Below are 23679 nucleotides of genomic sequence, written 5' to 3' on the forward strand. Positions count from 1 at the left end.
TACGCGAATCCAGTAGTCCAGTTGGGAGGCCGGGGTGCCGGCAATCATCGAGGAACGGCGTTCGTACGTCGCCGGGCGATGGGTGGATGGCGACGGTTCGTTCGCCGTGGAGAACCCGGCCGACGAGTCGACGGTCGCCGAGATCGGCGTGACACCGCTCGCCGAGATCGAGCGGGCCATCACCGAGGCACGGCGCAGCTTCGACGAGGGAGTGTGGGCCGACAAGCCCGCGGCCGAACGCGCGAAGGTGCTCCTGGCGTTCCTCGACCACATCGAGGCCTCGCACGACGCGCTCGTCGCCACGATGATCGCCGAAGCCGGCCAGCCGGTCGCGTACGCGGAACGGGCGCAGTTCGCCTCCGGCCTGGCACTCGGGCGCGCGACGATCGACCTCTACCAGTCGATGCGGCACGAGGAAGCAAGCCCCGTCCCCGTCAACGAGCTGGTGCTCGGCCGGGTGGCGCTCAGTGTCCGGCGGCACGAGCCGATCGGCGTGGTCGCGGCGATCACGCCGTACAACGGCGCGATCATCATGGCATTCCAGAAGGTCATCCCGGCGTTGATGGCAGGCAACTCGGTCGTCCTGCGGCCCAGCCCGCTGACGCCGATCTCCTCGCTGGTGTTCGGCGCCGCGGCGGAGGCGGTCGGCCTGCCGCCGGGAGTCCTGTCCGTCGTCGTGGAGGAGGGCGCCGCCGGCGCCGAGCTGCTGACGACGCATCCGGCCGTCGACATGGTGTCGTTCACCGGTTCGACCGCCGTCGGGAAGCGGATCCTCGCCCAGGCGGCGCCGACGGTGAAAAGGGTCTCGCTGGAGCTCGGCGGGAAGTCCGCGCAGATCTACCTGCCCGACGCCGTCGACCGTGTGGCGACCGGGGCGATCATGGTCGTGGCCACCACCGCCGGCCAGGCCTGCGTCGCCGCCACCCGGATGCTCGTGCCCGCGGACCGCAAGGAAGAGGTGGTCGAGGCGGTCAGCCGCGCCTACGGGTCGTTGAAGGTCGGTCCGCCGTCGGACCCGGGCATGATGATGGGCCCGGTCATCAACGACGCGGCGCGGGCGCGCTGCGAGCGGTACGTGGCGCTGGCCGAGCAGCACGGCGGCAAGGTCACCACAGGTGGTGGCCGGCCCGCCGGCCTCGATCGCGGCTACTACTTCGAGCCCACCGTCCTCGACGTGCCCGACAACGCCAACCCGGCGGCCCAGGAGGAGATCTTCGGCCCGGTGCTGTCGGTGATCGGCTACCGCGACCTCGACGACGCCGTGCGGATCGCGAACGACAGCGTCTACGGCCTGTCCGGCCAGGTGTACGGCAAGGACGTCGCCACGGCCACCGCCGTCGCCCGCCGGCTGCGCACCGGCGCGGTCAACGTCAACACCTCTGTGTTCAGCGCCTACGCCCCCAGCGGCGGCTACAAGCAGAGCGGTCTCGACCGCGAGCGCGGCCCCGACGGCATCCGCGCCTTCCAGGAGGTCAAGCACCTGTCCATCGGCGAGCTGCGCTGACCCGATCCCGGATCCCGTCCCAGTCCCAGTCCCGGAACCGGTTCCGGACCCGGCTCGCACCCGCCTCCCGTCCCAGCATGTCTTGGCACGCCCCAGCACAAGCCTCAGCACAAGGAGTACCCCATGTCATCTGACGACCCCAGGCTGAACTGGCTGATCTCGGTTGACGACCACATCCTCGAGCCGCCGCACGTGTGGATCGACCGGGTCGCGAGCAAGGACCGCGACCGCGCCCCCCACATGGTCAACGAAGGCGGCATGGACTACTGGGTGTACGACGGCAAGCGCTACCCCAGCTCCGGCCTGTCCGCCGTCGCCGGCAAGACGAAAGAGGAGTTCAGCCCCGAGCCGCTGCCCTACAGCGAGATGCGGCCCGGCTGCTACGACCCGGTGGAGCGGGTCAAGGACATGGACCGCGCCGGCATCCTCGCCTCACTGTGCTTCCCGACGATCACCCGGTTCTGCGGGCAGCTGTTCATGGAGGCGAGTGACCGCGAGTTCGGCCTCGTCTGCCTGAAGGCCTACAACGACTGGATGATCGAGGAGTGGTGCGCCGCCGCCCCCGGCCGCTACATCCCGCTCGCGCTCATACCCCTGTGGGACCCGAAGCTCGCCGCGGCGGAGCTGGAGCGCTGCGCCGCGAAGGGCGCCACGACGTTCGCCTTCTCCGAGAACCCCGAGCCGCTCGGCCTGCCCACCATTCACGATCCGGACCGCTACTGGGACCCGGTCATGGCCGCCGCCAACGAGCTGGAGATGGTCGCCTCCATGCACGTCGGCTCCTCGTCGCAGGTGCCGAAGATCGCCTCCAACACGCCGTTCCTGGCCAACCTCACCTGGGGCGCGATGCGCACCTCGGGCGCCATGCTCTCCTGGCTGTTCTCCGGCATGTTCCAGCGCTACCCCAAGCTGAAGATCGCCCTGTCCGAGGGCGAGATCGGCTGGATGCCGTACTACCTGGAGCGCGCCGAGCAGGTCCTCGACAAGCAGCGCTACTGGGTCCAGCGGGGCGCGAAGTTCATGGACCACGGCGGCTCCACCGGCGTCGACCTCGACACCCTCGACGTCCGCGCCACGTTCCGCGACCACATCTACGGTTGCTTCATCGAGGACCACCACGGCATCGCCAGCCTCGCCGAGATCGGCGAGGACAACATCATGTGCGAGACCGACTACCCGCACTCGGACTCGACCTGGCCGAACTGCATCCAGACGGTGAAGAGCGTCATCGGCCACCTGCCCGCCGAGACCCAGTACAAGCTGCTGCGCGGCAACGCCGAGCGCCTCTACCGGTTCACCCCGGCCGAGCCGCCCGTCCTCGCCGGAGCCTGAGCCATGGCCGCGTCCGCCCCCGTTGGCTGGTCGGTCGCCGTCGACCGGGAGCAGTGCATCGGCAGCGGGATCTGCGTCGTCTACGCCCCGGATTTCTTCACCCACGACGACGAGGCCAAGGCGATGGTCGTCGGCGAGGCGGACGGCGCCGACCAGGCGGCGGTCCGCACCGCGGTGGAAGCCTGCCCGACCAGCGCGCTCGCGCTGCTGGCCGGCGACAAGAAGGAAGCGTGACCTGATGGGAAACCTGCTGGACGGGAAGAGTGCCATTGTCACCGGCGCCGGCTCCGGCGTCGGCCGGGCCTCCGCCTTACGGTTCGCCGAGGAGGGCGCCCGGGTCGTCTGCGCCGACATCCGGCTGGAACCGGTCAAGGAGACGGTGAGCCAGATCGAGGCGGCCGGCGGGACGGCGATCGCCGTCGGCTGCGACGTGTCGAACGAGGACGACGTCGCCGCGATGATCTCCGCCGCCGCCGAGGCGTTCGGCCGGCTCGACATCCTGTTCAACAACGTCGGCATCCCGACGCCGCGGCTCGGCAGCAAGCTCGAGGACCACACGGCCGAGGACTTCGCGCGCCTGGTCGGCGTGAACTTCGCCGGCGTGTTCTTCGGCACCAAGCACGCGATCCTTCGGTTCAAGGAGCAGGGCGGTGGCGGGGTCATCCTCAACACCGGGTCGGTCGCCGGCCTGGTCAGCTGGGGCGGCTCCGTGTACGGCGCCACCAAGGGCGCGGTGCATCAGCTCACCAAGGCCGCCGCGATAGAAGGCGCGCCGTTCGGCATCCGGGCCAACGCGATCTGCCCGGCCGGGATGCCGTTCACCGGGTTCATGGCGGCCGGCGGCATGGCGGCGACCGACGAGGAGACGCTGCGCCGCGTCGCCGAGACGACCGGGGCCAACCACCCGCTCGGCCGGCCCATCACCGCCGAGGACTGCGCCGAGGCAGCCATCTACCTGGTCAGCGACCGGGCCGCGAACGTCACCGGCGTCCTGCTGCCGGTCGACGGCGGCTACGTCGCGCGCTAGCCGCGACGCCCCAACCGAAAACGGCGGACATTTCCATGACCGAGATCGCCACCCTCGACCGAGCACGCATCCAGGAACTCTTCGACCTGCGCGGCTCGTACAACGCCCGTTCCGGCGGCGGATTCGAACAGGACCCCTACCCGGTCTGGCACCGGCTGCGGGAGACCGGGCCGGTGCACGCCGGCACCGTCCACGAGCTCACCGGCGTCAATGAGCCACTGATGTTCCAGGGCCTGCCCTTCGACGACCGGCCGCACTTCTCCGTGTTCGGCTACGCCGCCTGCGACGCCGTCTACCGGGACGCCGAGACGTTCGCCGCCTCCCCCGAGCCGGTGAACATCCAGACCGGCCCGGCCAGCGCGACAAACAGCATGCTGTCGATGGACGGCGGCGAGCACCGCCGCTACCGGGCGCTCGTTCAGCCGTCGTTCGTCCCGAAGCGGGCCGAGTGGTGGATCCGCAACTGGATCGAGCAGACCGTCCACCTGCTCGTCGACAGCTTCGCGGGCGACGGCCGGGCCGAGCTCAACGTCGACTTCTGCGCGGCGATCCCGGTGCTGACGATCACCGGCAGCTTCGGGGTGCCGGTCGAGCGGGCGCTCGACCTGCGCGCCGCGCTCAATGACCCTCCGAGGGTCATCGAGATGCTGCGACCGATCGTCGCGGCCCGCCGCGCGTCGCCCACGGATGACCTGATCAGCGTCCTGGCCGAGGCCGAGATCACCGATGAGGAGGGCCGCCGGCACCGGCTCTCCGACGCCGAGATCTACTCGTTCTCGCTGCTGCTGCTCACCGCCGGGTCGGGCACCACCTGGAAACAGATGGGCATCACGCTCACCGCGCTGCTGCAGCGCCCGGACGTGCTGCGCACGGTCCGCGGCGACCCGTCGCTGCTGCGCCCGGCGATCGAGGAGTCGCTGCGCTGGATGCCGACCGACCCGATGTTCTCCCGGCATGTCACCCGCGACGTCGACTTCTACGGGACCAGGCTGCCGAAGGGGTCGGTGCTGCATATCTGCGTGGGCGCGGGGAACCGGGACCCGCTGCGCTGGGACCGGCCCGACGAGTTCGACCCGTCCCGGCAGCTGAGGCCGTCGCTGGCGTTCGGCGGCGGCCCGCACATCTGCCTCGGCATGCACGTCGCCCGGGCCGAGATACGCGTCGGGATCAACGCGTTGCTCGACCGGTTGCCGAACCTGCGCCTCGACCCCGGCGCCGAGCCCCCGCGCTACATCGGCATGTACGAGCGCGGCGCGACCGCCATCCCCGTCCTGTTCGACTGATGACCGGGCCCGGACCGCCAGCCCACCACCGGGGGTCCAGGCCCGCCACGCCATCCGACATCCGGAGAACTCCGTGAGCGAACCAACCTACGTCCGGCCCGAACTCACCCTGCTGGGAGAGGACCACATCCGGGCCTACCGGGAGACCGACGGCGAGGTCGGCTACCTGTGGAACGGCGTCCCGATCCTGCTGCTGACCACGACCGGCCGCCGCACGGGCCAGGCACGCACGTCGGCGCTCATCTTCGCCCGCGACGGCGACGACTACCTCGTCGTCGCCTCCACCGGCGGGGCGCCCAAGCACCCCGCCTGGTACCTGAACCTCCAGGCCGACCCGGCCGCCGAGATCCAGGTGAAGGCCGAGCACATCCCGGTCGTCGCCCGGGCAGCCTCCCCCGAGGAGAAACCACGCCTCTGGAAGATCGTGACGGCCGCCTGGCCGAACTACGACGTCTACCAGACGCGCACCGAAAGGGTCATTCCGCTGGTGGTGCTCAGCCGTTCGTGAGCACCACCGCTGTTGTGAGCGTCCCGCCGGGACCGTATGCGAGCCGTCCCGCCGGGCCGGGTGTGAGCCGTCCGGCCGTTCGTGAGTCGCCCGGCGTTCGTGAGTCGCCCGGCGTTCGTGAGTCGCCCGGCGTTCGTGAGTCGCCCGGCGTTCGTGAGTCGCCCGGCGTTCGTGAGTCGTCCGGCGTTCGTGAGCAAGCCCGCCGACAGCATGACCACCAGGGAGAACTCGCCGCCCACGGTGTCAGGATTGCCGCCGTTCCGTTTTCATGGCCTCGTGCCAACCACCGCGACCAAGGAGAAGAGATGCTCCCCCGAGTCCCGACGGAGACCGCGCCCGCGCCGCGCGCCGCGGTCCCAACCTCCAGCGACAGCGCCGCCGTCGGGGCCGCCTTATGAGCACGGTCGCGCCCCGGGTGCCCGACACCCTCGACGAGATGCTCTCCCCGGTCTGGCTGGCCGGGATCCTCAGCAAGCAGTACCCCGGCATCCGGGTCAACGGGGTCACCCGGGGTCCCGTCATCGCCCGGGTCGCGACGAACGCCCGCTTCGAGGTCGACTGTGATGGCCTGGGCGAGGACAAGGCGCCATTGGCCTTGTGCGTCAAGGGGTTCTTCACCGAGTCTGGCACTCTTGTACCGGGCACGGGAGAGCATGAGGCGTACTTCTACCGGGATCTGGCCGACTCCACCGGAGTACGCACGCTGAGCGCCGTCTATGCCGACGTCCACCCCGAGCACGGCGCCGGATTGGTCATCACTCGGGACATCGTCGCCGAGGGCTCGGTCTTCCTCGACGCCCTCGCCCCGTACACCCCGGACCAGGCCGCGGTGAGCCTCTCCCAGCTCGCCCGGCTGCACGCCTCGACCTGGGGCGTACCCGCGCTCGCGGACGTCGGCTGGCTCGCGCCCCGGCTGGACGGCCATCTGAAGCACCGCGGCTTCAAGGAGATCAACGGCAACTTCACCGGCCCGATCGGCGCCGGCGTGCCAGCCGAGGTCCGCGACGCCCAGCGGCTCGTCGACGCCTACCGGCGCTTCGCCGCCATGGTCGCCGCCGCGTCCCCCTGGTGCGTCGTGCACGGCGACCCGCACGTCGGGAACGTCTACCTCGACCCCGAGGGCCGGCCGTCGTTCGTCGACTGGCAGCTCGCGCAGCGCGGCCCGTGGTGGGTTGACGTCGGCTACCACATCGCGTCCGCGCTGACCGTCGAGGACCGCCGCGGCCACGAACGCGACCTGCTGCGCCACTACCTCGACGAGCTGCGCGCCGGCGGCGTCGACGCCCCGCCGCTCGACGACGCCTGGACCGGGTTCCGCCGGGGCATCATCGAGGGCTTCTACCTCTGGGGGATCACCCTCAAGGTCAAGCCGGAGATCACCAACGTGCTGCTCACCCGGATCGGGACCGCCGTCGCCGACCACGACTCCCTGACCGCCGTCCTCGTCGACGAGGGCTGACCGCGATGCCGACGGCCATAGTCACCGGCGCCAGCCGCGGCATCGGCAAGGCGATCGCCGTGCACCTCGCCAGGGCCGGCTTTGACGTCGCGATCACCGCCCGCACCGTCAAGGACGGGGAGGAGCGCGAGCATTCCTCGACCCTGCGCCGTTCCGACACCAGTCCCCTCCCCGGGTCGCTCTCGTCGACGGCCCTGCTCGTGGAGGCGGAAGGCGCGCGATCGCTCACCGTCCCCGCCGACCTGACCGATCGCGCCTCGGTGGTCGCCGCCGCCGACGCTGTGCTGGCGGCCTGGGGGCAGGTCGACGTGCTGGTGAACAACGGCCGCTACGTCGGCCCCGGTCACATGGACTACCTGGAGGAAACCCCACTGGAACTGCTGGAACTGCACCTCGAGGCCAACGTCCTGGCTCCCCTGGCGCTCATCAAGAAAGTGCTGCCCGGCATGCTCGAGCGCGGGTCCGGATGCATCGTGAACATCACGTCCGGCGCGGGCTTCCACGACCCGCCGGCAGCCGCCGGCGAGGGAGGCTGGGGCCTTGGCTATGGCCTCAGCAAGGCGGCCCTGCACCGTGTGGCCGGCGTCCTCCACCTTGAGGTGGCGGGTCGCGGGGTCCGCGCCTACAACGTCCAGCCCGGTTTTATCGCCACCGAGCGGATGGCGCAGGACATGGGCGGCTTCGGCTTCGACGCGTCCGGCGCCGCCCCGCCCGACGTGGTCGGCGCGGTGGTCGCCTGGCTGGTGGCCAACCCCGACGCCGCCGACGCGGTCATGGAGGACTCGTCGCCTCCCATGCGCTCCACCAAGGACGGCCGCAACATCGAGGCCCAGCTGGTATGCCGTGACCTCGGCCTCCTGCCCGGCTGGCCCGGTACACCTGGTAGTTCCTGAAGATGTGAAGGTGCTTCCTGGCCGGCCCTGGGGGCGGCCGAGGGGCAGCAGGAGCGCTGGACGACCGATCGGTCAGTCGGTAGTCGGTGGGTCGACGGGCCGGTGGGTGGGTACGCCTGGCACGGCCGTCCGGCAGCCGGACGACCGATCGGTCAGCCGGTGGGTCGACGGCTCAGTGGGTCGGTCGGTACGCCTGACGCGGCCGTCCGGCTTGCCGGGCGTAACGCCCGGCCCGCGGACAGGGCATTACGCCCGGCCCGCGTGTCAGACCGGCATTCTTCGGCAGGCCGGCGGCGAGAGCGACAAGGCACGTTGGGGACGGACGGAGCAGGCACAACGAGGGCCGCGCTGGGCGCGTGGCGAACGTCAGCCTGCGCGGGCGTGAGCTCCCGCCGGTCGGAGCCGACGCGCGGTCCGTTCACGCTGGCCGCGGCGACACCGTGGGCCTTCGACGGCTCGCAAGAAACGACCTCCAGGCACGTTGCTTCACGCGCAGCTTCGGCATGGGCGGAGGCTGCCGGTCCAGCCACGCAGGTGGAGCGCGGTGGCCTGTCGGCGGGCGGCCTCGCAGGGGTTGGCGAGTACCAACGAGCCTGGCAGGTGGAGGATCTCAAGATGGTCGACCTTGATGTCAAAATCGCGCAGCTGGCCCTTTAACCACGCCTCGTGATGCCCGTGGTATTTCCATCCGTCCAGCTCGACGACGAGCCGTTCACGCTCGTAGAAGCCGTCGAAGGTGTACCAGCCGCCCTGCCCCTGGAAACGGACCTGCCGAGCCGGTTCCGGCAGACCGTGCCGCCGGCACAGCAGCGCGTGTCGCATCTCCAGCAACGAGTGCGCACCATCGGCCGCGAGCAAACAGCACTCTTCCAGCAACTTGCGGTGCCGGACATGGCTGCGGTGTTCCAGTGCCTGATTCAGCCGCGTGCCCGTCGTAATACGGCTACGCACTGCCTTCGCGACCAGTTCACAGAGTGCCTCCAAGTCGTCGAGCTGCTCGGCGAGGTCGAGGACTGTGCGCTCGGGCGACGTACGCGGCGGAGCGTCCGAGCGGCAAATATCCATAGCCGTCAACGACCGGCGAGTGCGGTGGATTTGGACTCCCTCAGCCGAGGTGAGCTTCATCGGCCCGGTAACGAGCACATGGATGACCGGAGGCGGCTCGTCCAGGAGACCCCAGCTGTGCGCCGCGGTCTCCCGGCAGAGAACTGCCTCGGGCCCGGCATAGAGAACCGCGGCCCACAGCCGGGTGTCGGCCGTCAACGGCCCGTTATAGGCGGCATAGACTCTCGGGTGCACCCGCTGCCACCGTTGAGCGGCCACCTGCGCCCACACACGATAGTCAGGTATACCGTGTCGTTTCGCCTGCTCGACGGTGAACGCCGCCGCCTGTGCGCGGATGAGGGCGCCCCACCGGGCGTTCTCCCAGTCCCGAAGGTCGATCTGCATGCGCCGACCTTGCCCCAGTACCGGCTCCGGCTCCATCCGCGCTCGCAGGGCGCAACTTGACACGAAGCGTGTCAGCTCACCCAGCCAATAGGCTTGCTCATCCAACACACATCGATCGCGGTGCCGTGAAGTGTGTCAGCTCAGCCTGCCAATAGGCTTGCCCAAATGCCACGATTCCAGTTCGGAACGAGGCTCCGGCCGAACGGCACTCCAGATTGCCTGGGGCGCGCCCCAGGCAATCACACCGGCCGGCCACGATGGGCCGTCAGCGGCCGCTTCAGCCGTGTGCAGTCAATCACCGTAAGTGCTGGACGCGGCCAGCGAGCCCTCGATCGGGGAATCCTGGCGGCGCGACGGTGGGGCGCTCAGCGCCCGACAAGCGGTGCACGGTAGCGGGCGCGGAGCGCCCGCCATATGACCACCCCACGTGGCGCGGCCTCAGACGGGCCGGGCGAAGCTGGCGGGGACGCAAGGGCGCATCGCCTCTGGGACTGCGGGCTCGGCGGCGAGGACGCGCATGAGGAGCGCCAGTAGCTGCTCCTGCTCGGCCGGCGAGAGCACGCCGAGCGAGCGCGGCGGGACGGTGAGTATCTCCAGGGCCTGGGCCAGGACCTGCTGGCCCTCCTCCGTCATCGCGACCGTCTTGGCCCGTCGGTCGGTCGGGTGCGGCTCGCGGCGGGCGACGCCGCGGCGCTCCAGGATGTCCACCACGCTGGTCAGGTATGACGGGTCGTGCCGGAACGTCTCGATCAGCTCGCGCATGGGGCGCGGCCCGGACGCGAGCACCATGAGGATCTTCATGGCGGCCGGAGTAAGGTCCACCGCCTGGCAGACGTCATGCATCCGGGTATGCGCCTCGCCGCCCATGGTCAGCGCCAGCATCGCGCGCCAGGTCTCCCGGGCGAGCGTCGCCTCCTGGGTGAGCGCCGCCTCCCCGCCAACCTGCCCAGCGGCCTCGATCATGCCTTGATGGTAGCGGCTGACGTCACGGTGCGGTCATTGTTGCAACAATATGTTTGACACCACTCAACGATCGCCCGCATGCTGGGCGACGACAGCATCGTTCTCGTCCCGTCCGCTCGCCGGAGGGGCCGCGTCCGGGCCCTCCAGGTCGGCGTAGCCGACCCGGAATGGTCGGCGGCGCGACCGACCTCCCCGCGTCTACCGCCCTCTCCCCGGGAGATCATCGTGCCCGACCAACCCACCGAGGCCCCACCGCCGGCCAGCGCCGCGCCAGGACCGGTCACCGACAAGCTCGACCCGGCCCTGCTTCGCCTCGCCGGCACCGTCATGCTCGGCGCGATCATGGTGATCCTGGACACCACGATCGTCTCGGTGGCCATCCACGACCTTGGTAGCGAGTTCGACACGTCGCTATCCACGATCTCCTGGGTCACCACGGGCTATCTGCTCGCGCTGGCGGTGGTCATCCCGCTGGCCGGCTGGGCGGTCGAACGGTTCGGCGCCTTCAGAATGTGGAACATCTCGCTGGCCCTGTTCGTGATCGGCAGCGCGCTGTGCGGCCTGGCCTGGTCGGCGCCGGTGCTGGTCCTCTTCCGGGTGCTGCAGGGCCTCGGCGGCGGCATGATCATGCCGATCTGTATGACGCTGCTCGCCCAGGCGGCCGGCCCGCAGCGCATGGGCCGGGTGATGAGCATCATCGGCGTCCCGACGCTGCTCGCCCCGGTACTCGGCCCGGTCATCGGCGGTCTGATCGTCGACAACCTGAGCTGGCGCTGGATCTTCTACGTCAACCTGCCGATCGGCATTCTCGCGCTGTTCCTGTCCTGGCGGGTGCTGGAGCGTAGCGACCACGGGGCATCGCACCACCGGCTCGACGTCTTCGGGCTCGCCTTGATCTCACCTGGGCTCGCCGCACTCGTCTACGGCCTGTCCGAGGCTGGCAACAGCGGCGGCTTCGGCGCGACGAAGGTGCAGGTCGCGATCCCGCTCGGCGTCGTCCTGCTGGTCGGGTTCGTCGTGCACGCCGTGCGCCGGGCCGATCCACTGCTCGACATGAAGATGTTCCGCAACCGGTCGTTCAGCGTCGCGAGCATCGCCACCTTCGTCATCGGCGCCATGCTGTTCGGCGCGATGTTCCTGCTGCCGCTGTACTACCAGGTCGCCCGTGGGCAGAGCGCGATGGCCGCCGGCCTGTTGCTCGCGCCCCAGGGCCTCGGCGCGATGATCGCCATGCCGCTCGCCGGGAAGATCTCCGACCGCCGCGGCCCCGGCTACGTCGTCCCCGTCGGCATGGCGGTGACGCTGCTCGGCACCCTGGTGTTCACCCAGGTCGACGCGCACACCAACGAGGTCGTGCTGGCGCTGTCCTTGTTCGTGCGCGGCCTCGGTTTCGGCGCGGCGATGATGCCGGCGATGGGCGCCGCGTACCAGACGCTCGCGCCGACGGATGTGCCAAAGGCGTCCACGACGCTGAACATCCTGCAGCGGGTCGGAGGTTCGCTCGCGACCGCGCTGGTCGCCGTCGAGCTGCAGCGCGGGATCGCGAGCCGGCTGCCGGGCCTCGCCGGCGGCGGGGAGGGGGCGCTCGCCGCGTCGTCCGCGCAGAAGCTGCCCGCGGCGATCGCCGACAAGGTGGGCGCGGCCTTCGGCGCGACCTTCTGGTGGATCATCGGCCTGTCCGCCATCGGCCTCGTCGCCAGCCTCCTCCTGCCGCGCCACCCCGCGGGGTCCGCCCACGCCTCGGCCGCGGCCGAGGCCGAGGCCGTCGGGCCCAGCGTGCCCGCCCGCCAGGTCGTCGCGGTCGAGTAGGCAGCGCGGTTGCCGCGCGAGGGCCCCGCCTCGGGCCGCACGGCTCCGCACAGCACAGCAGCACAGCAGCACAGCACAGCAGCACAGCACCAGGAGAATCCCCAGCCGGCGTCGTCGGCTGGGGATTTCTCGTTGTCCCCCGCACCGACGGCTACGCCCGACCGGTTACGCTTTTCCCGATCTCGGCGGGGGTAGGTGTATAGAGCACGGATTGTCTCTGGGCCGCGGCTGGCGCGCCGGTCCACAAGTGGCCTGCCGCGAGGAGGACCCAAATGTCGACAGATGAGACCGAGACAACACCCGGCTCCCGCCCCAGCCCGGTGGCGGCCACCGGCTCCCGTTCCAAGCCGATGGCTACTACCGGCTCCCGACCCGGCCTGGTGACGCCCATGGGTTCCCAACGGTGGTTCGGCGCGCCTCGCTATCTCGTCCTGTGCCTTCTCGGCGTCGCCATGCTGGGCTCGCTCGGCGGCTGGATCGCGATGGTCCTGATGGACAAGGAGGTGCCCGACGGCTTCCCGGTCGTCATCGGCACCGTCATCGGCGGCCTCGTGGGCATAGCCGCCACCGACAGATCCTCCTGACGACCGGCCGACGACCGGCGCGGCCCATGGACAGAGCACGCCTCGCCGATCTGCTCTCGGCTGGCGGCGCGGTCGCCCGGCTCTGTGGCGACGCCTTGGCGGCCGGTGCGACGTTCGAGGTCTGGGACGACGACGTGGAGTCCGCGGAGCACTGGTACCGGCTCTGCGGACGTCGGACGGGGACGGTGGCGCGAGTCGGTCAGCCGTCGATCGGGAATGCCCGAGGCCGTCGCTGATCTCGCTGCCTTCCCCGGGCCGGAGCTGGTAGTCGGGCATGTCGACGCCCGCCCCGCGGGTGGCTTCTACTCCCAGATCTTCCTGGCTCCTGACCTCGACAGGGTAGTCGCCTGTCTGGGCGTAGCTCCCTCGCCGACGACCTGAACGCCGAAGGCCGACCGGCCTCGACACGGGCTGGGGGGCGGGCGGCGGAAAGGGCCGCGGCGCCTGACGAGGGTGGGCGGCGTGTCCGCCGCCGGAGGCCGGGGCGGCCTGCCAGGCCGCTACCGCCGCTACCCGCCGCGCTGCGGGTAGCGAGCGGGTGGCATTCTCGTGATGTTGATGTCGGACTGGCGCCGAATGGTGCTGGTCTGGCTGGTGAGGCCGGTGCGAGGGAGGGGTGCCTGGTGAGCCGGCGCATCGTCTACGTGATCGTGTGCGGAGCGGGGCCCGCCGGGGACGTCGGGCGGCTGGTGACGCGCGCCCGGCAGGCCGGCTGGGATACCTATCTTGTTCCCACGGACACGGCGCGGCAGCACTTCCTCGATGTGCCAGCGCTCGAGGAGCTCACCGGCCACCCGCTGCGCGGGCGTTTCCGGACGACCGGCGAGCCTGGCCGCCTGCCCGGCGCCGACGCCGTCATCGTGGCGCCGGCGACCTACAACACCATCAACAAGTGGGCCGCGGGCATCGCCGACACCTACCCACTCACCCTGCTGGCCGAGCTGACAGGTGCCGGTGTGCCGATCATCGTTCTGCCCTATGTCAACTCGGCGTTCGCCGCCAACCGCGTCTTCACGCGCAGCGTCGACGAGCTGCGAGCCAGCGGGGTGACGGTCCTCTACGGCCCAGGCGCCTTCGAGCCGCACCCGCCGCGCGGCGGAACGATCGACACTTTTCCTTGGGATCTCGCCGTTCAGGCCCTCGACGTCAAGGTCTAGCCACCGCCGCGACCTCGTCGCCATCGTGCGGGAACACCACCGCCGCCGGCACGACCCGGTAGTTCGACGCATCCGACGAGTACTCGGCCCGGCGCCGCGCCGAGGCGTCGACCTCGCGAAGCCCGGCCCGGGCCAGCGCCCCGTCAACGCCTCGGATCGCTCACCCACCCATCCTGTCTCTCTTACCCTGATCCCGCGGTCTCGGCGCGAGGGCCAGTGGGGGTGCCTGGGCCCGTCTCCCGGCCCGCCCGGCCAAGCCCTTGCTGGCCGTGCTGGCCGTGCTGGCCGTGCCGATCGAGGACGAGGGCCAGGTAGTCGGCAGTGGGGCCGTCAAGGGCCGCCAGGTCGCCGGGCGCCGAGACGAACGCGATCTGGTCGAGTTCCGGGTCGTGGCCGCGCGCCTTCTCGGCCTCGAGCAGGGACGCGTACTGGTCGCGCAGCGACGTGACGGGCCTGGGCGGGGCATGGAACAGGACACCGACATCGCCCTGAGTGCTGAGCACGAGGCACTGGAGGCCGAGGTCCTCGGGCGCCGCCTCGGTTCCGGTCTCTTCTCGCAACTCCCGGGCCGCGAGCGCGCGAAGCCCGTCAACATCCAAGGGCTCGCCCTCGGCCTTCGGTGGCTCGCCTGTCCCGCTGGGCAATTGCCAGCGGCCGGGAGCGGCCGTCCACGACGCCATCCGCCCGACCAGCAGCCGCTCGTCGTCCGTCGGTTGCAGAATGCTGACGAAAAGGTGCGGAAGCCAGCAGGTGGCACCGGGAACCTTACGCAGCACGTAGCGCCGGTATGTCGTCCGGATCCAGGCGAGCACCAAGCCGTCAGGGCCTTCCCGCGCCAGCCCGCCGGACGCGGCCACCGACCCGTCGAACATGCTCGGCTGGGCCAGGAGGGCGTCGTCCCATGCGCGGTTGGTGAGGTTCTGCTCCTCGGCCGACAGCCGCGGCGCCTCGACCTCCACCAGCCGGAGCCGCTCGGTCGTCAGAACCATGAGCTCGTCCGGCGGAGCCAGCCAGTCCGTCACCGGATCAGACTCGCACAGCCGATGCAACGCGCTCCGCACCGGAAGGCACCACGTTCCTCCGACCGAAGCCACCGGCCGGTCCGGCCGGTGGCTTCCGTGTCATTCCATGAGATCGGCTGGCCGGCGCCGGCGTGCGCCGCGGTGACCGCACGGGTCACGTCCGGCATGGTGAGGCCGTGGCCGGGTGCGCGCCTTCGCGGCGCCGATGCCCCAGAGCGACGCGTTCATGGCACCTCGTTCTGGTGCCGCGCCGGCAAAGGTCCGCCCCGTCCGCGACTGTTCATGATCGCCACGGGCATGTCGCCGCGGTCGCGATTTGGCCCGATTCACGACTACGGCGACACGGTGGTGGTGATCTACCAGTCGCGTGCTGGCGGGCGAACGTTGGTGGGGGGCGGCACTAGGCACCGCCAGCCTCACTGTCCGGACGGGCGGCGGCCTGGGCCGCGGCGACCACTTGGGCGATAAGACCGGCGATGTGTCCCTCGGAGGTGCCCTTTGTGATGCCCAGGTCACCGAGCAGTGGCCTGCCTTCCTCCAGGTTCTCCAACTCGAGCAGGGCGAGCAGGATGTGTTCGGTGCCGATGTAGTTGTGGCCGAGGCGCAGCGCCTCGCGGAAGGTCAGCATCAGCGCCTTCTTGGCCCGGCCGTCGAACGGGACGAGCTTCGCCGCGGATCCCGCTCCCCCGGCCGAGCTCGTCTCGACGCGCGGCGGCAGCGCCTCCGTGGCGGCGGCGCGGACCACGTCCAGCGAGACGCCGGACGCGACGATCACCTTCGCCGCGATGGCCTCAGGTTCGGCCAGCAGGCCGAGCACGAGGTGTGCGGGGGTGATCTGGTCGTTGCCTGCCGCGATCGCCTCGTTCTGGGATGACATCACGACGTTGCGGGCCCGCGGGGTGTAGCGGGCGAAGCCCTGGTTCGGATCGAGGTCCGACGGCTCGCCGGGGTCCTTCGGCACGAAGCGCTTCTGCGCGGCCTGCTTGGTGACGCCCATGTTCCGGCCGATCTCCGTCCACGAGGCGCCCGAACGGCGCGCCTGGTCGACGAAGTGCCCGATCAGGTGGTCAGCAACGTCGCCGAGGTGATCGGCCGCGATGACCGCATCGGCGAGTTGGTCGAGGGGGTTCGAGTGCACCGTCTTGATTGCGTCGATCAGGTCGTCGAGCCGCACGGGTGCCGTCATCAGCACTGGTTCCACCATGCGTCAACCATAGGTTGACGAGAGATCGTCGTCAACCTATGGTTGACGACACCGGGCCATCCGTCGCCGATCTTCGTTGACCAGGCGTGGACGCCGGTCCACATACCCGGCCAGCGATCTTTGGCATGCCCGGGAGGCGGTGGGCCGCACTGATCACGAGCCGGGTATGCGCCAGACGAGACAAATCGGGCCATGCGACGCCAGTCCGCATACCCGCCCGGGGATCACAACCGAGCCCCGCCGGCCGAACACCGATGATCGCTGACAGTGGATGAGAACCGGCGTCCGGCGCCCCACCGACACCCATCCCCGCGAGACCTGCGAGCAAGGCGCCGACGCCGGACTGGGAGCGAGACTGGGACAGAGAGCAGGAGCGGGACCGAGAGCGGGACCGGAAGAGGGAGAGGGACCCGCGGCGGCCGGCGCGCAAGCACGGCATCGCCAGTCTCTGGCCGGCGGTGGAGACGCGTGCGAGCGGACAGCCGGCGGGGCGGCGCGAGCGGCACCGCGCGGCTCGGCGGGAGCCGAGATGCATAGAGGATGCCGGTCGGTCGGCGCGGTACGGGGGGATCCGCGCCGGCCCGGCCGGCATTCACTCGATAGTGCCGCAAGACAAGGGAAGTGTCGATACCCGCGGCATGGTCGTTCGCCCGTCATCGTCGGTACCAGCGATGCAAGCGCCCCGATCCGGCACGGCGCGAGCGCATGTGGGCAGGTGAGCCCGGCCGGGCGGGCGCGGGCGTGATACGGCGGTCGCTCTCAGACGGCGACCACGCATCTACGACAGGTCACCGCGTGGAGGACACTGGCAGCCCCGCCTCGGAGACCGGCCGCGGGCGCGGGGATCATCGGAGAATGGCTACTCCCCCGACGAAGCTCGACGGGCCCGCCGACAGCTACGAACGAACCCGGCCCCGGTACCCGGTCGAGCTGTTCGCCCACGCCGTCACCCTGCTGCCGGCGGACGCCCGGCCGACGGTCGTGGACGTGGGCGCGGGCACCGGGATCGCTCTGGAGGCGCTGCTCCCGCAGCTTCCCGCCGACGCGGAGGTGCATGCGGTCGACGTGTCCGGGGAAATGATCACCCTCGGTAAGGAGAAGTTCCCGCAGGTGGCGTGGGAACAGGGCAAGGCCGAGGAGTTCCTCGGGCGGTTCACAGGCATCGACTTCGTCGTGTCCGCCCAGTCGTACCAATGGATGGACCGGCCAGCTTTCCTGGCTGCCGCCGCCCGAGCACTGCGGCCAGGCGGGGTGTGCATGGTCGTCCAGAACAGCCGCGACTTCCAGGTAGGGGGCCTCGCCGCAGAGTACGAGAACCTTCTCGAGGAGATCTCGCCCTTCCACAGCCGTAGCCGCGCCTTCCAGCCCATCGATGTCGAGACGGAGTTGTCGGCCCACTTCGACGAGGTGGAACGCCGCGCGACGGAGTGGCGGCAGCCACTCACGATCAACGAGTTCGTCGCCATGGGCTCGTCGTCGACTCAGGGCCAGCGCGCCATCGCCGCCGCCGGCCCGTTGTTCCTCCGTCAGGTCCGCGCGCTGTGCGCCAAGCACGAGAAGGACGGCCGAGTCCTCCTCCCCTACGTGACCGAAGCCTTCTACGGCAGGGCCCGTGCCTGACGGGCGCGCGTCGGTCCTGCCGTGCCGCGGCTGGTGGCCAGATCGCCAGCCCGACCGGGTCCACCGAGCCCAGGAAGACCGGCGACCCGCGGCGGATCCTCGCGGGCGGCCAGCCGAACGACTTCCACTACCGAACGTTGACGCAACCGAGGCGAGCAGTTATCCACAGGTTGCCGGACGTGACTACGCAGGCAACGCTTTGTGTGGTAGCACCTCTTTGTCAACGAATACGCCGGACTGTCCGGACGGTCCGGCGCCGCAATTTCTGCCAGACAGCCAATACTCAAGGGGCGATCGGCACCTGTGTCGGTCGCGCGGCCGCGTCGTTCCGCCGTTCGCGACGAGCCATCCGGGCCGAGACGAGCCATCCGGGCTGAGTTGTCAGCGCATCGCGCTCGCCACTGGTTCTGGTGGGATGCCGCGCCCCAGCGCGAAGGCGTCCCCATGCCATGCCTTACTGGGAGGGCCCATGCGTCCCGGCTTTCACCGCCGCCCCCGTCGCCCGGCCGCGTGAGCCGCCCGATGACGGCGACCACGCCACGCACCGCGCCACGCGGCCGGCCCGATCCCGCCGAGCTGGTGACCGGCCGGGGCGGCGCACGCGGGTCGTCGCGCGCCGGGCGGGGCGTGAGCGACCGCGGTCGCTGGGACGCCCGGGCGGGCCGCGGCAGCGGCACCGGCACCGGCACCGGTGAGGACGCAGCCGCCGGCCTCGGCCCGGCAGGCACCGGCCGGGCAGTCAGCGACCTGTCGGGCGGTGGCCCGACGGGCGGTGGCTCGGCGGACGACGGCCTGACGGACGGCGGCCCGGCAGGCGACGGCGGCTGGCCGCATGGTGTCGGCTCGTCGCCCCGCTGGACGTCGCCGCCCCGCCGGGGCTCGCTGGCCTCCCGGGGTCGGCCGGCCCCGACGTGGAGCGGCGGTGGGCGAAGCGGCCGCGCATGGGCCGGTGACGGCGCGCTGGCCGGCTGGCCAGGTGTGGCCGAGATCCTCCGTGGGCTGGCCGCGCTCGCGTCGCTCGTCGCGCTCCTGGTCGTCGTCCCCGTCGTGCTGTGGGCCTGGCGAGCCAACCCGCTGCCCATGGCGGGCCAGCCGTATGCCGGGTGGGATGTCGTCGCCGCGGTGAGCTGGCTGCTGTGGGCATGGCTCGTCGTCTGCGTCGGCTTCGAGATCGCCGCCCAGCGGGCACGGGCGACCGGCCGGGACCGGGCCGCCCGGCCGGGAGGGACCAGCGGGGCAGCCAGAAGCAGCGGACGGTTCGAGCCCGGCGCGCCGGGCAGCAGGCCGAGCGGCACGCGTCGCGGTCGAGGCGGCAGGCCGAGCGGTGAGGCGGCCCCGTCCGGCCCGGCCGCGCGAGCCGCCGACGAGGCGCGGGGCAGGCGCCGGCACGCGGCGCCGGCACCACCGTTCGTCCGGCGGGGCGCCGCCCGCCTGGTCACCACCGCGGGCGTCGTCGTGGCGGCCCTGATGTCCAGCCGCGCCGCGCTCGCAACCACGGAGCAGGACCAGCGCCCGGCCACCGTCGCGACCGCGACCGCGAGTCCGGGCCCGGCCGACACAGCCAGCCCGATGAACCACAGCGTCGACACTCCGGCTGGGCCTGCCTCGTCGACCGGTCCGGTCGACCCAGTCAGTCCAGTCGCCTCCGCCGATCCCGGCTTCGACTCCGACTCCGACTCCGGCTTCGGCTTCGGCTTCGGCTTCGACGGCTCCGGTCCTAGTTCCGGGGACCCGACCAGTCGAGTCGATGCGGAGGACCCAAACGGTCCGGCCGGACCGGATGTCTCCGGCGCGGCCGGGGGTGACGGGCAGCCGGTCGCGCTGCTCCCCACGGCCGGTAACCACACCGTCCAGCAGGGCGAGTCTCTCTGGTCGATTGTCGAGGACGGCTACCCCGAGGCGGCTCCCGCCCAGATGCCCGCCGCGGTCGACACCGTCTTCGCCGCCAACCGCGGCGCCGCCGATCCCTCCGGCCACCGCCTCGCCGACCCGGACCTGATCAATCCGGGTATGCGGCTCGCGCTGCCCGTCCTGGACGCGGCCGGGCGCGCCGCCCCGGCTCCTGGAGGCGGCGCTCCGGCTCCCGGCAGTGCCCCGGCTCCCGGCAGTGCCCCGGCTCCCGGCGGTGCTCCGGCTCCGGGCGGGGCTCCTGCTCCGGGCGGGGCTCCTGCTCCACGCGGCGGCGATACTCCGGCATCACCTGGGGGCGCGCCCGCAGGGGAAACGCCGCGGACGTCGACGCAGCCGCCCACGGCGTCGCCGGGCGGCGCGCAGCCACCACCCGCGCCGACACCACGGCCGACGCCGCCGGCCAGCACGCTGGCCACGCCGGGCGCGTCACCGACGACGACACCCGAGGCAGGGCCGTCATCCGCCGCCGGCCCGGCGTCTCCCGGCCGGACGACGGCGAGCGGTTCGCCGACCGGTCCCGGAGCGCCCTCGCCCGGCACCGGCACCGGACCCCAGACGCCCGGGACCGGCGGAACGGCCGATGGCCGCTCGGGAAGCGATGGGACGGCGGAACACATCGGGCCGAGCCGGGGTGCGCATGACGTCCCGAAATGGCAGGCCGAGACGTGGGTGACCGCCGCCGGCCTGCTCGGGGCCGCGACCGTCGCCTCCGTCTCCTCCTCCCGGCGCCGCCGCCGTGAGGAGTCCGAGTCGGACACGATCTCGGTCGCCGGCCCGGACGGCGACTCCTCGGACAGCGGGCCAATCTCGGTGGAAGTACTGCGGCCTGCTGACCCTCCCCCACCGCCACCCGCCCTCGGGACGGATGCCGATGCGGCCCGCCGTTTCAAGGCCCTGCGGGCCGCTCTCCTGCTCGGTGAGAAACACCTGCGGTCCGGCAGTCCCGACGCCGCCCTGGCCGCCACGCAGGGCGGCCTCGTCGTCCACCCCGCGCATCCCGGTCTGTTCGCGCTGCGGATGCGTGCCCACGCGGCATCCGGCGACCACGTCTCGATGACCAGCGAGTACGGCGCCTATCTCTTTGCCGAACAGGCAAACCCCTCGTGGACCGGCGAGACTGACCGCGATCTGGAGAATCTCTACTGGTCCCTGCGGCACCAGCTGGAATCAGCCGGCGGCCCCTGAACGAGCCGCACCCGCCGGAAGGTCGACCCCGGACGATGGGTCGTCAGGCAGCGGCGACAGAGCGGAGCGGAGCGAGCGCCGCGCTCCAGCTGACGACCTGGTCGAGCATCGTGTGCAGCGCGGCCAGGTCCTCGTCGCCGGCCTCGAAGACGGCGGAGGGCCCGGAATCGGCCATGGGCGACAGAACCAACCGTTCACGGACATCCGCCATCATCAGCTCACCAGCGATCAGCCGCAGGCGCTCGACCGCCTGGCCGCCGACAACGCCATACGACACGAACCCGACAGCCTTGTTGTTCCATTCCGCGTACAGGCGCTGGAGCGCGCCCTCGAACATCCGGGAAATACCGTGGTCGCGGTCCGAGGCGACTATGACAAACCCGTCCAAGGAAGCGATCCTGGCTGCCCACTCAGTCGCGTGGTCGTGCCGGTCATGGCTGGCCAGGGACGACAGCGGCACGTCCGGCGGAGGCGGCGAATAGTCGTGTGGGGCGACCAGTTCGAACTCGGCGTCACCGCGGCGCGAGGCCACGTCGCGGACCCACGTGGCCACCTGCTCGCCCCCTCGATGGGGCCGCTCTGAACCGAGGATGACGCCGATCCTGATCGGCGCGGGTTCTCCCGTTCCGCTCGGGTCCGTCGCCGCGTTCGCGGTGGTGGTGAGGATTCGCGGACGAGCCGGTTGCCGGGGTATCTCGGGATCGGCCCGGATCGGACGTTGTCCCGAGCGCACCGGTGACGGGAGCAGCCGGTAACAGCGTTGGATGAGGAAGGCGGCGAGCGGAAGCTCGGCGAAGCCGGCGAGCGCGGCCGACACCCAGACATCGGATGTACCGACATCAAACGAAATGTCGAACCATGCGTCGCAGATGAGCAGGACGGCGGTAGCCGGTCCGGTCAGGAACACGGCGCGGTGACGTCGCCAGCCGAGTACGACGGTGGCCGCCATGGCCGTGATCAGTATCGAGTCGAAGCCCACCCACGCGGCGCGCCACTGGTGGACCTCGCGGTTCTCCGGCAGCGTCACGGCGAGAAGGATCGTCCACGGAACGAGGCTGGCGGCGCATATCGCGAGAAGCTCCAGCGTGTGCCGGGACTGCGGCCGCATCGGGGCAGCCGGCGCGGCGCGGCGGGATGCTCGGGGCGTCGCCGCTCCAGCCGACGACCCGCCCGACAGATCGGGAACGATGCCGGCCTCGAGGAGAGCCCGCAGCCGCCCGGCCCGCCCGACGGCGACGGCCCGCCCGACGAGCCCGGACACAACCCGCCCGATCTTGCCGTCGCCGCGGGCAGCCATAGTCGCCTCCTTGGCCGGATCGTTGTCACACTGACGAGTACACGTCCGCCAACGGTCGACAACAATCGGATTCCATTGCCTCGTTCTGCCCGGGGGCGTCTGTCGCGGAGCTCACCTCGGCGCCGGCGCCACCCCGGTGGCGGCGGAGCCGACGACGCGAGTGGATCTTTACGACGGCAACCTGGTGGATGGCACGGGACGACTCGGGCGGCATGTGGTGGCCCGGAACGCCTGTGGTGGCCCGGAACGCCTGTGGCGGCTCGGGTCGCATGTGATGGCTCGGAAGCCATGCGGTGGATCGGCGTGGGACTGACCGGTTCCGGGCGGCACCGGGCACCTGGCTTGGAGAGGCGGCAACGTGGGTGAACTCGACGGTTTGACCCGTCCGGAGCTGGTGGGCCCGTTATTGGCCGAGACGTTGGGCGACGACGGGTGGCGCACGATCGAGCCGCGGCTGATCGCGGGCGGGAAGTCGAACCTGACGTTCGAGCTGCTAAGCCCGGCGGGGTCGGTCGTGCTGCGGCGGCCGCCGTCGGGGCACATCCTGCGCGGCGCGCACGACATGGGCCGGGAGGCGCGGGTCCAGGCGGCGCTCGCCGGCACGGGCGTCCCGGTCGCGCGCATCCTGCTCGTCCGCGACGAGTCCGGCCCGCTGGGCGTGCCGTTCTACGTGATGGAGAAGGTGGCGGGGCACGCGATCCGCGACATGCTCCCGCCCGGTTACGCCGAGGACGGCGCCAGCCGGGCGGCGATCGCGGACGCGCTGGTCGACACGCTCGCGACGCTGCACGCGGTGGACCCGGTCGCGGTCGGGCTGGGCGACTACGGGCGGCACTCCGGGTTCATGGCCAGGCAGGTGCGGACCTGGACGCGCCAGTGGGAGGCCGCGAAGACACGCGACGTGCCGGCGATGGACGAGCTGGGGCGCCGGCTGGCGGCACACCCGTTCGCCGAGCCCGCACGCCCGTCCGTCGTGCATGGCGACTACCGCCTCGACAACGTGCTCATGCACCCTGAGGGCCCGAGCCGGATCGGCGCGGTGCTGGACTGGGAGCTGTCGACGCTCGGCGACCCGCTGGCCGACCTGGGCATGCTCCTCTTCTACTGGACCGAGCCAGGCGAACGGTCGCCGCTGCTGATCCCGGCGGTCATGGCCAAGCCCGGCTTCCCGGGCCGGGTCTACCTCGTCGAGCGCTATGCGTCGCGAAGTGGCGCGGACCTCGCGGACCTCGGCGCCTACCTCGCCTTCGCCCACTTCAAGTTCGCCGCGATCGCGCAGGGTGTCGCCGCCCGGGCGGCCGCCGGCGTGATGGCCGGCCAGGACTTCGGCGACCTGTCCGGCGCGCCCGAACGGATCGCTCTCGACGGCCTGGATCGCTGGAAGGGATGAGCCGGGGCACCGATCATCCTGGGAGGGCCCGGACCGGTCGGCGGCGAAGGCGAAGCGCGACAGCCGGGTCACCTGGAGGCCC

At 71.3% G+C, this 23679-nt stretch carries 21 protein-coding genes; 16 read left to right on the plus strand and 5 right to left on the minus strand.

Annotated elements, in window-relative coordinates:
- Positions 1 to 34 precede the first annotated feature (34 nt).
- From BCD48_RS33665 to BCD48_RS33700, 8 genes are all read left to right on the plus strand, one after another.
- Positions 35 to 1504, plus strand: coding sequence for an aldehyde dehydrogenase family protein (locus BCD48_RS33665; RefSeq protein ID WP_071052416.1), 1470 nt, complete (start codon positions 35 to 37; stop codon positions 1502 to 1504).
- Positions 1505 to 1627: 123 nt separating this feature from the next.
- On the plus strand, positions 1628 to 2836 hold the full coding sequence (locus tag BCD48_RS33670) for an amidohydrolase family protein (protein ID WP_071052417.1): 1209 nt from the start codon (positions 1628 to 1630) through the stop codon (positions 2834 to 2836).
- Between the two features lie 3 nt (positions 2837 to 2839).
- The gene (locus tag BCD48_RS33675; protein WP_071052418.1) at positions 2840 to 3070 is read left to right on the plus strand and encodes a ferredoxin; all 231 of its coding nucleotides are present in this window, start codon (positions 2840 to 2842) and stop codon (positions 3068 to 3070) included.
- Between the two features lie 4 nt (positions 3071 to 3074).
- Complete coding sequence (locus BCD48_RS33680) at positions 3075 to 3863, plus strand: SDR family NAD(P)-dependent oxidoreductase (RefSeq protein ID WP_071052419.1); 789 nt, start codon at positions 3075 to 3077, stop codon at positions 3861 to 3863.
- A 35-nt stretch (positions 3864 to 3898) separates the two neighbouring features.
- Complete coding sequence (locus BCD48_RS33685; protein ID WP_071052420.1) at positions 3899 to 5146, plus strand: cytochrome P450; 1248 nt, start codon at positions 3899 to 3901, stop codon at positions 5144 to 5146.
- A 73-nt stretch (positions 5147 to 5219) separates the two neighbouring features.
- Positions 5220 to 5654 carry a nitroreductase family deazaflavin-dependent oxidoreductase gene (locus BCD48_RS33690; RefSeq protein WP_071052421.1) on the plus strand — a complete coding sequence of 145 codons (435 nt, stop codon included), beginning with the start codon at positions 5220 to 5222 and terminating at the stop codon, positions 5652 to 5654.
- A gap of 394 nt (positions 5655 to 6048) precedes the next feature.
- The gene (locus tag BCD48_RS33695; RefSeq protein WP_071052422.1) at positions 6049 to 7113 is read left to right on the plus strand and encodes a phosphotransferase; all 1065 of its coding nucleotides are present in this window, start codon (positions 6049 to 6051) and stop codon (positions 7111 to 7113) included.
- Positions 7114 to 7118: 5 nt separating this feature from the next.
- Entirely contained in the window at positions 7119 to 8006 is an 888-nt protein-coding gene (locus tag BCD48_RS33700) for an SDR family NAD(P)-dependent oxidoreductase (RefSeq protein ID WP_071052423.1), read from the plus strand.
- A gap of 486 nt (positions 8007 to 8492) precedes the next feature.
- Here the strand turns inward: BCD48_RS33700 and BCD48_RS33705 are convergent, their stop codons facing one another.
- Both BCD48_RS33705 and BCD48_RS33710 read right to left on the minus strand, forming a co-directional pair.
- Positions 8493 to 9560: a type IV toxin-antitoxin system AbiEi family antitoxin gene (locus tag BCD48_RS33705; RefSeq protein WP_241842200.1), complete on the minus strand. Its 1068-nt coding sequence runs from the start codon at positions 9558 to 9560 to the stop codon at positions 8493 to 8495.
- Between the two features lie 333 nt (positions 9561 to 9893).
- Positions 9894 to 10418: a MarR family winged helix-turn-helix transcriptional regulator gene (locus tag BCD48_RS33710; protein ID WP_071052425.1), complete on the minus strand. Its 525-nt coding sequence runs from the start codon at positions 10416 to 10418 to the stop codon at positions 9894 to 9896.
- Between the two features lie 225 nt (positions 10419 to 10643).
- Here BCD48_RS33710 and BCD48_RS33715 point away from each other — a divergent pair, with 225 nt between their 5' ends.
- The 5 genes from BCD48_RS33715 to BCD48_RS33730 all read left to right on the plus strand — a co-directional run bounded on the left by BCD48_RS33715 (position 10644) and on the right by BCD48_RS33730 (position 13968).
- Positions 10644 to 12227, plus strand: coding sequence for a DHA2 family efflux MFS transporter permease subunit (locus BCD48_RS33715; RefSeq protein WP_071052474.1), 1584 nt, complete (start codon positions 10644 to 10646; stop codon positions 12225 to 12227).
- 272 nt (positions 12228 to 12499) lie between these two features.
- Positions 12500 to 12811: a hypothetical protein gene (locus BCD48_RS33720; protein WP_071052426.1), complete on the plus strand. Its 312-nt coding sequence runs from the start codon at positions 12500 to 12502 to the stop codon at positions 12809 to 12811.
- 26 nt (positions 12812 to 12837) lie between these two features.
- Positions 12838 to 13047: a hypothetical protein gene (locus tag BCD48_RS33725; protein WP_071052427.1), complete on the plus strand. Its 210-nt coding sequence runs from the start codon at positions 12838 to 12840 to the stop codon at positions 13045 to 13047.
- Positions 13028 to 13192, plus strand: a complete 165-nt coding sequence (locus BCD48_RS51670) for a hypothetical protein (RefSeq protein ID WP_157910598.1) — start codon at positions 13028 to 13030, stop codon at positions 13190 to 13192. Before BCD48_RS33725 ends, BCD48_RS51670 begins: the two co-directional genes overlap by 20 nt.
- A gap of 242 nt (positions 13193 to 13434) precedes the next feature.
- On the plus strand, positions 13435 to 13968 hold the full coding sequence (locus tag BCD48_RS33730) for a flavoprotein (RefSeq protein ID WP_071052428.1): 534 nt from the start codon (positions 13435 to 13437) through the stop codon (positions 13966 to 13968).
- Positions 13969 to 14150: 182 nt separating this feature from the next.
- Here BCD48_RS33730 and BCD48_RS33735 read toward each other — a convergent pair whose 3' ends face one another.
- Entirely contained in the window at positions 14151 to 14990 is an 840-nt protein-coding gene (locus BCD48_RS33735) for an NUDIX hydrolase (protein ID WP_071052429.1), read from the minus strand.
- Positions 14991 to 15390: 400 nt separating this feature from the next.
- Positions 15391 to 16194 carry a Clp protease N-terminal domain-containing protein gene (locus BCD48_RS33740; protein ID WP_083419594.1) on the minus strand — a complete coding sequence of 268 codons (804 nt, stop codon included), beginning with the start codon at positions 16192 to 16194 and terminating at the stop codon, positions 15391 to 15393.
- A gap of 855 nt (positions 16195 to 17049) precedes the next feature.
- Between BCD48_RS33740 and BCD48_RS33745 the strand changes: the two genes are divergently transcribed.
- Together BCD48_RS33745 and BCD48_RS33750 are read left to right on the plus strand one after the other, a co-directional pair.
- Positions 17050 to 17814 (plus strand): class I SAM-dependent methyltransferase, encoded by a 765-nt coding sequence (locus BCD48_RS33745; RefSeq protein ID WP_071052430.1) that lies wholly within the window; start codon positions 17050 to 17052, stop codon positions 17812 to 17814.
- Between the two features lie 522 nt (positions 17815 to 18336).
- Positions 18337 to 20910, plus strand: a complete 2574-nt coding sequence (locus BCD48_RS33750) for a hypothetical protein (protein WP_071052431.1) — start codon at positions 18337 to 18339, stop codon at positions 20908 to 20910.
- A gap of 43 nt (positions 20911 to 20953) precedes the next feature.
- Here BCD48_RS33750 and BCD48_RS52615 read toward each other — a convergent pair whose 3' ends face one another.
- Complete coding sequence (locus BCD48_RS52615; protein ID WP_241842201.1) at positions 20954 to 22207, minus strand: NAD(P)H-dependent oxidoreductase; 1254 nt, start codon at positions 22205 to 22207, stop codon at positions 20954 to 20956.
- Positions 22208 to 22565: 358 nt separating this feature from the next.
- On the opposite strand from BCD48_RS52615, the gene BCD48_RS33760 reads away from it, so the two are divergent.
- On the plus strand, positions 22566 to 23597 hold the full coding sequence (locus BCD48_RS33760) for a phosphotransferase family protein (protein ID WP_071052432.1): 1032 nt from the start codon (positions 22566 to 22568) through the stop codon (positions 23595 to 23597).
- Positions 23598 to 23679: the final 82 nt, after the last annotated feature.

It is taken from the genome of Pseudofrankia coriaricola (assembly GCF_001854805.1).
GTDB lineage: Bacteria > Actinomycetota > Actinomycetes > Frankiales > Frankiaceae > Pseudofrankia.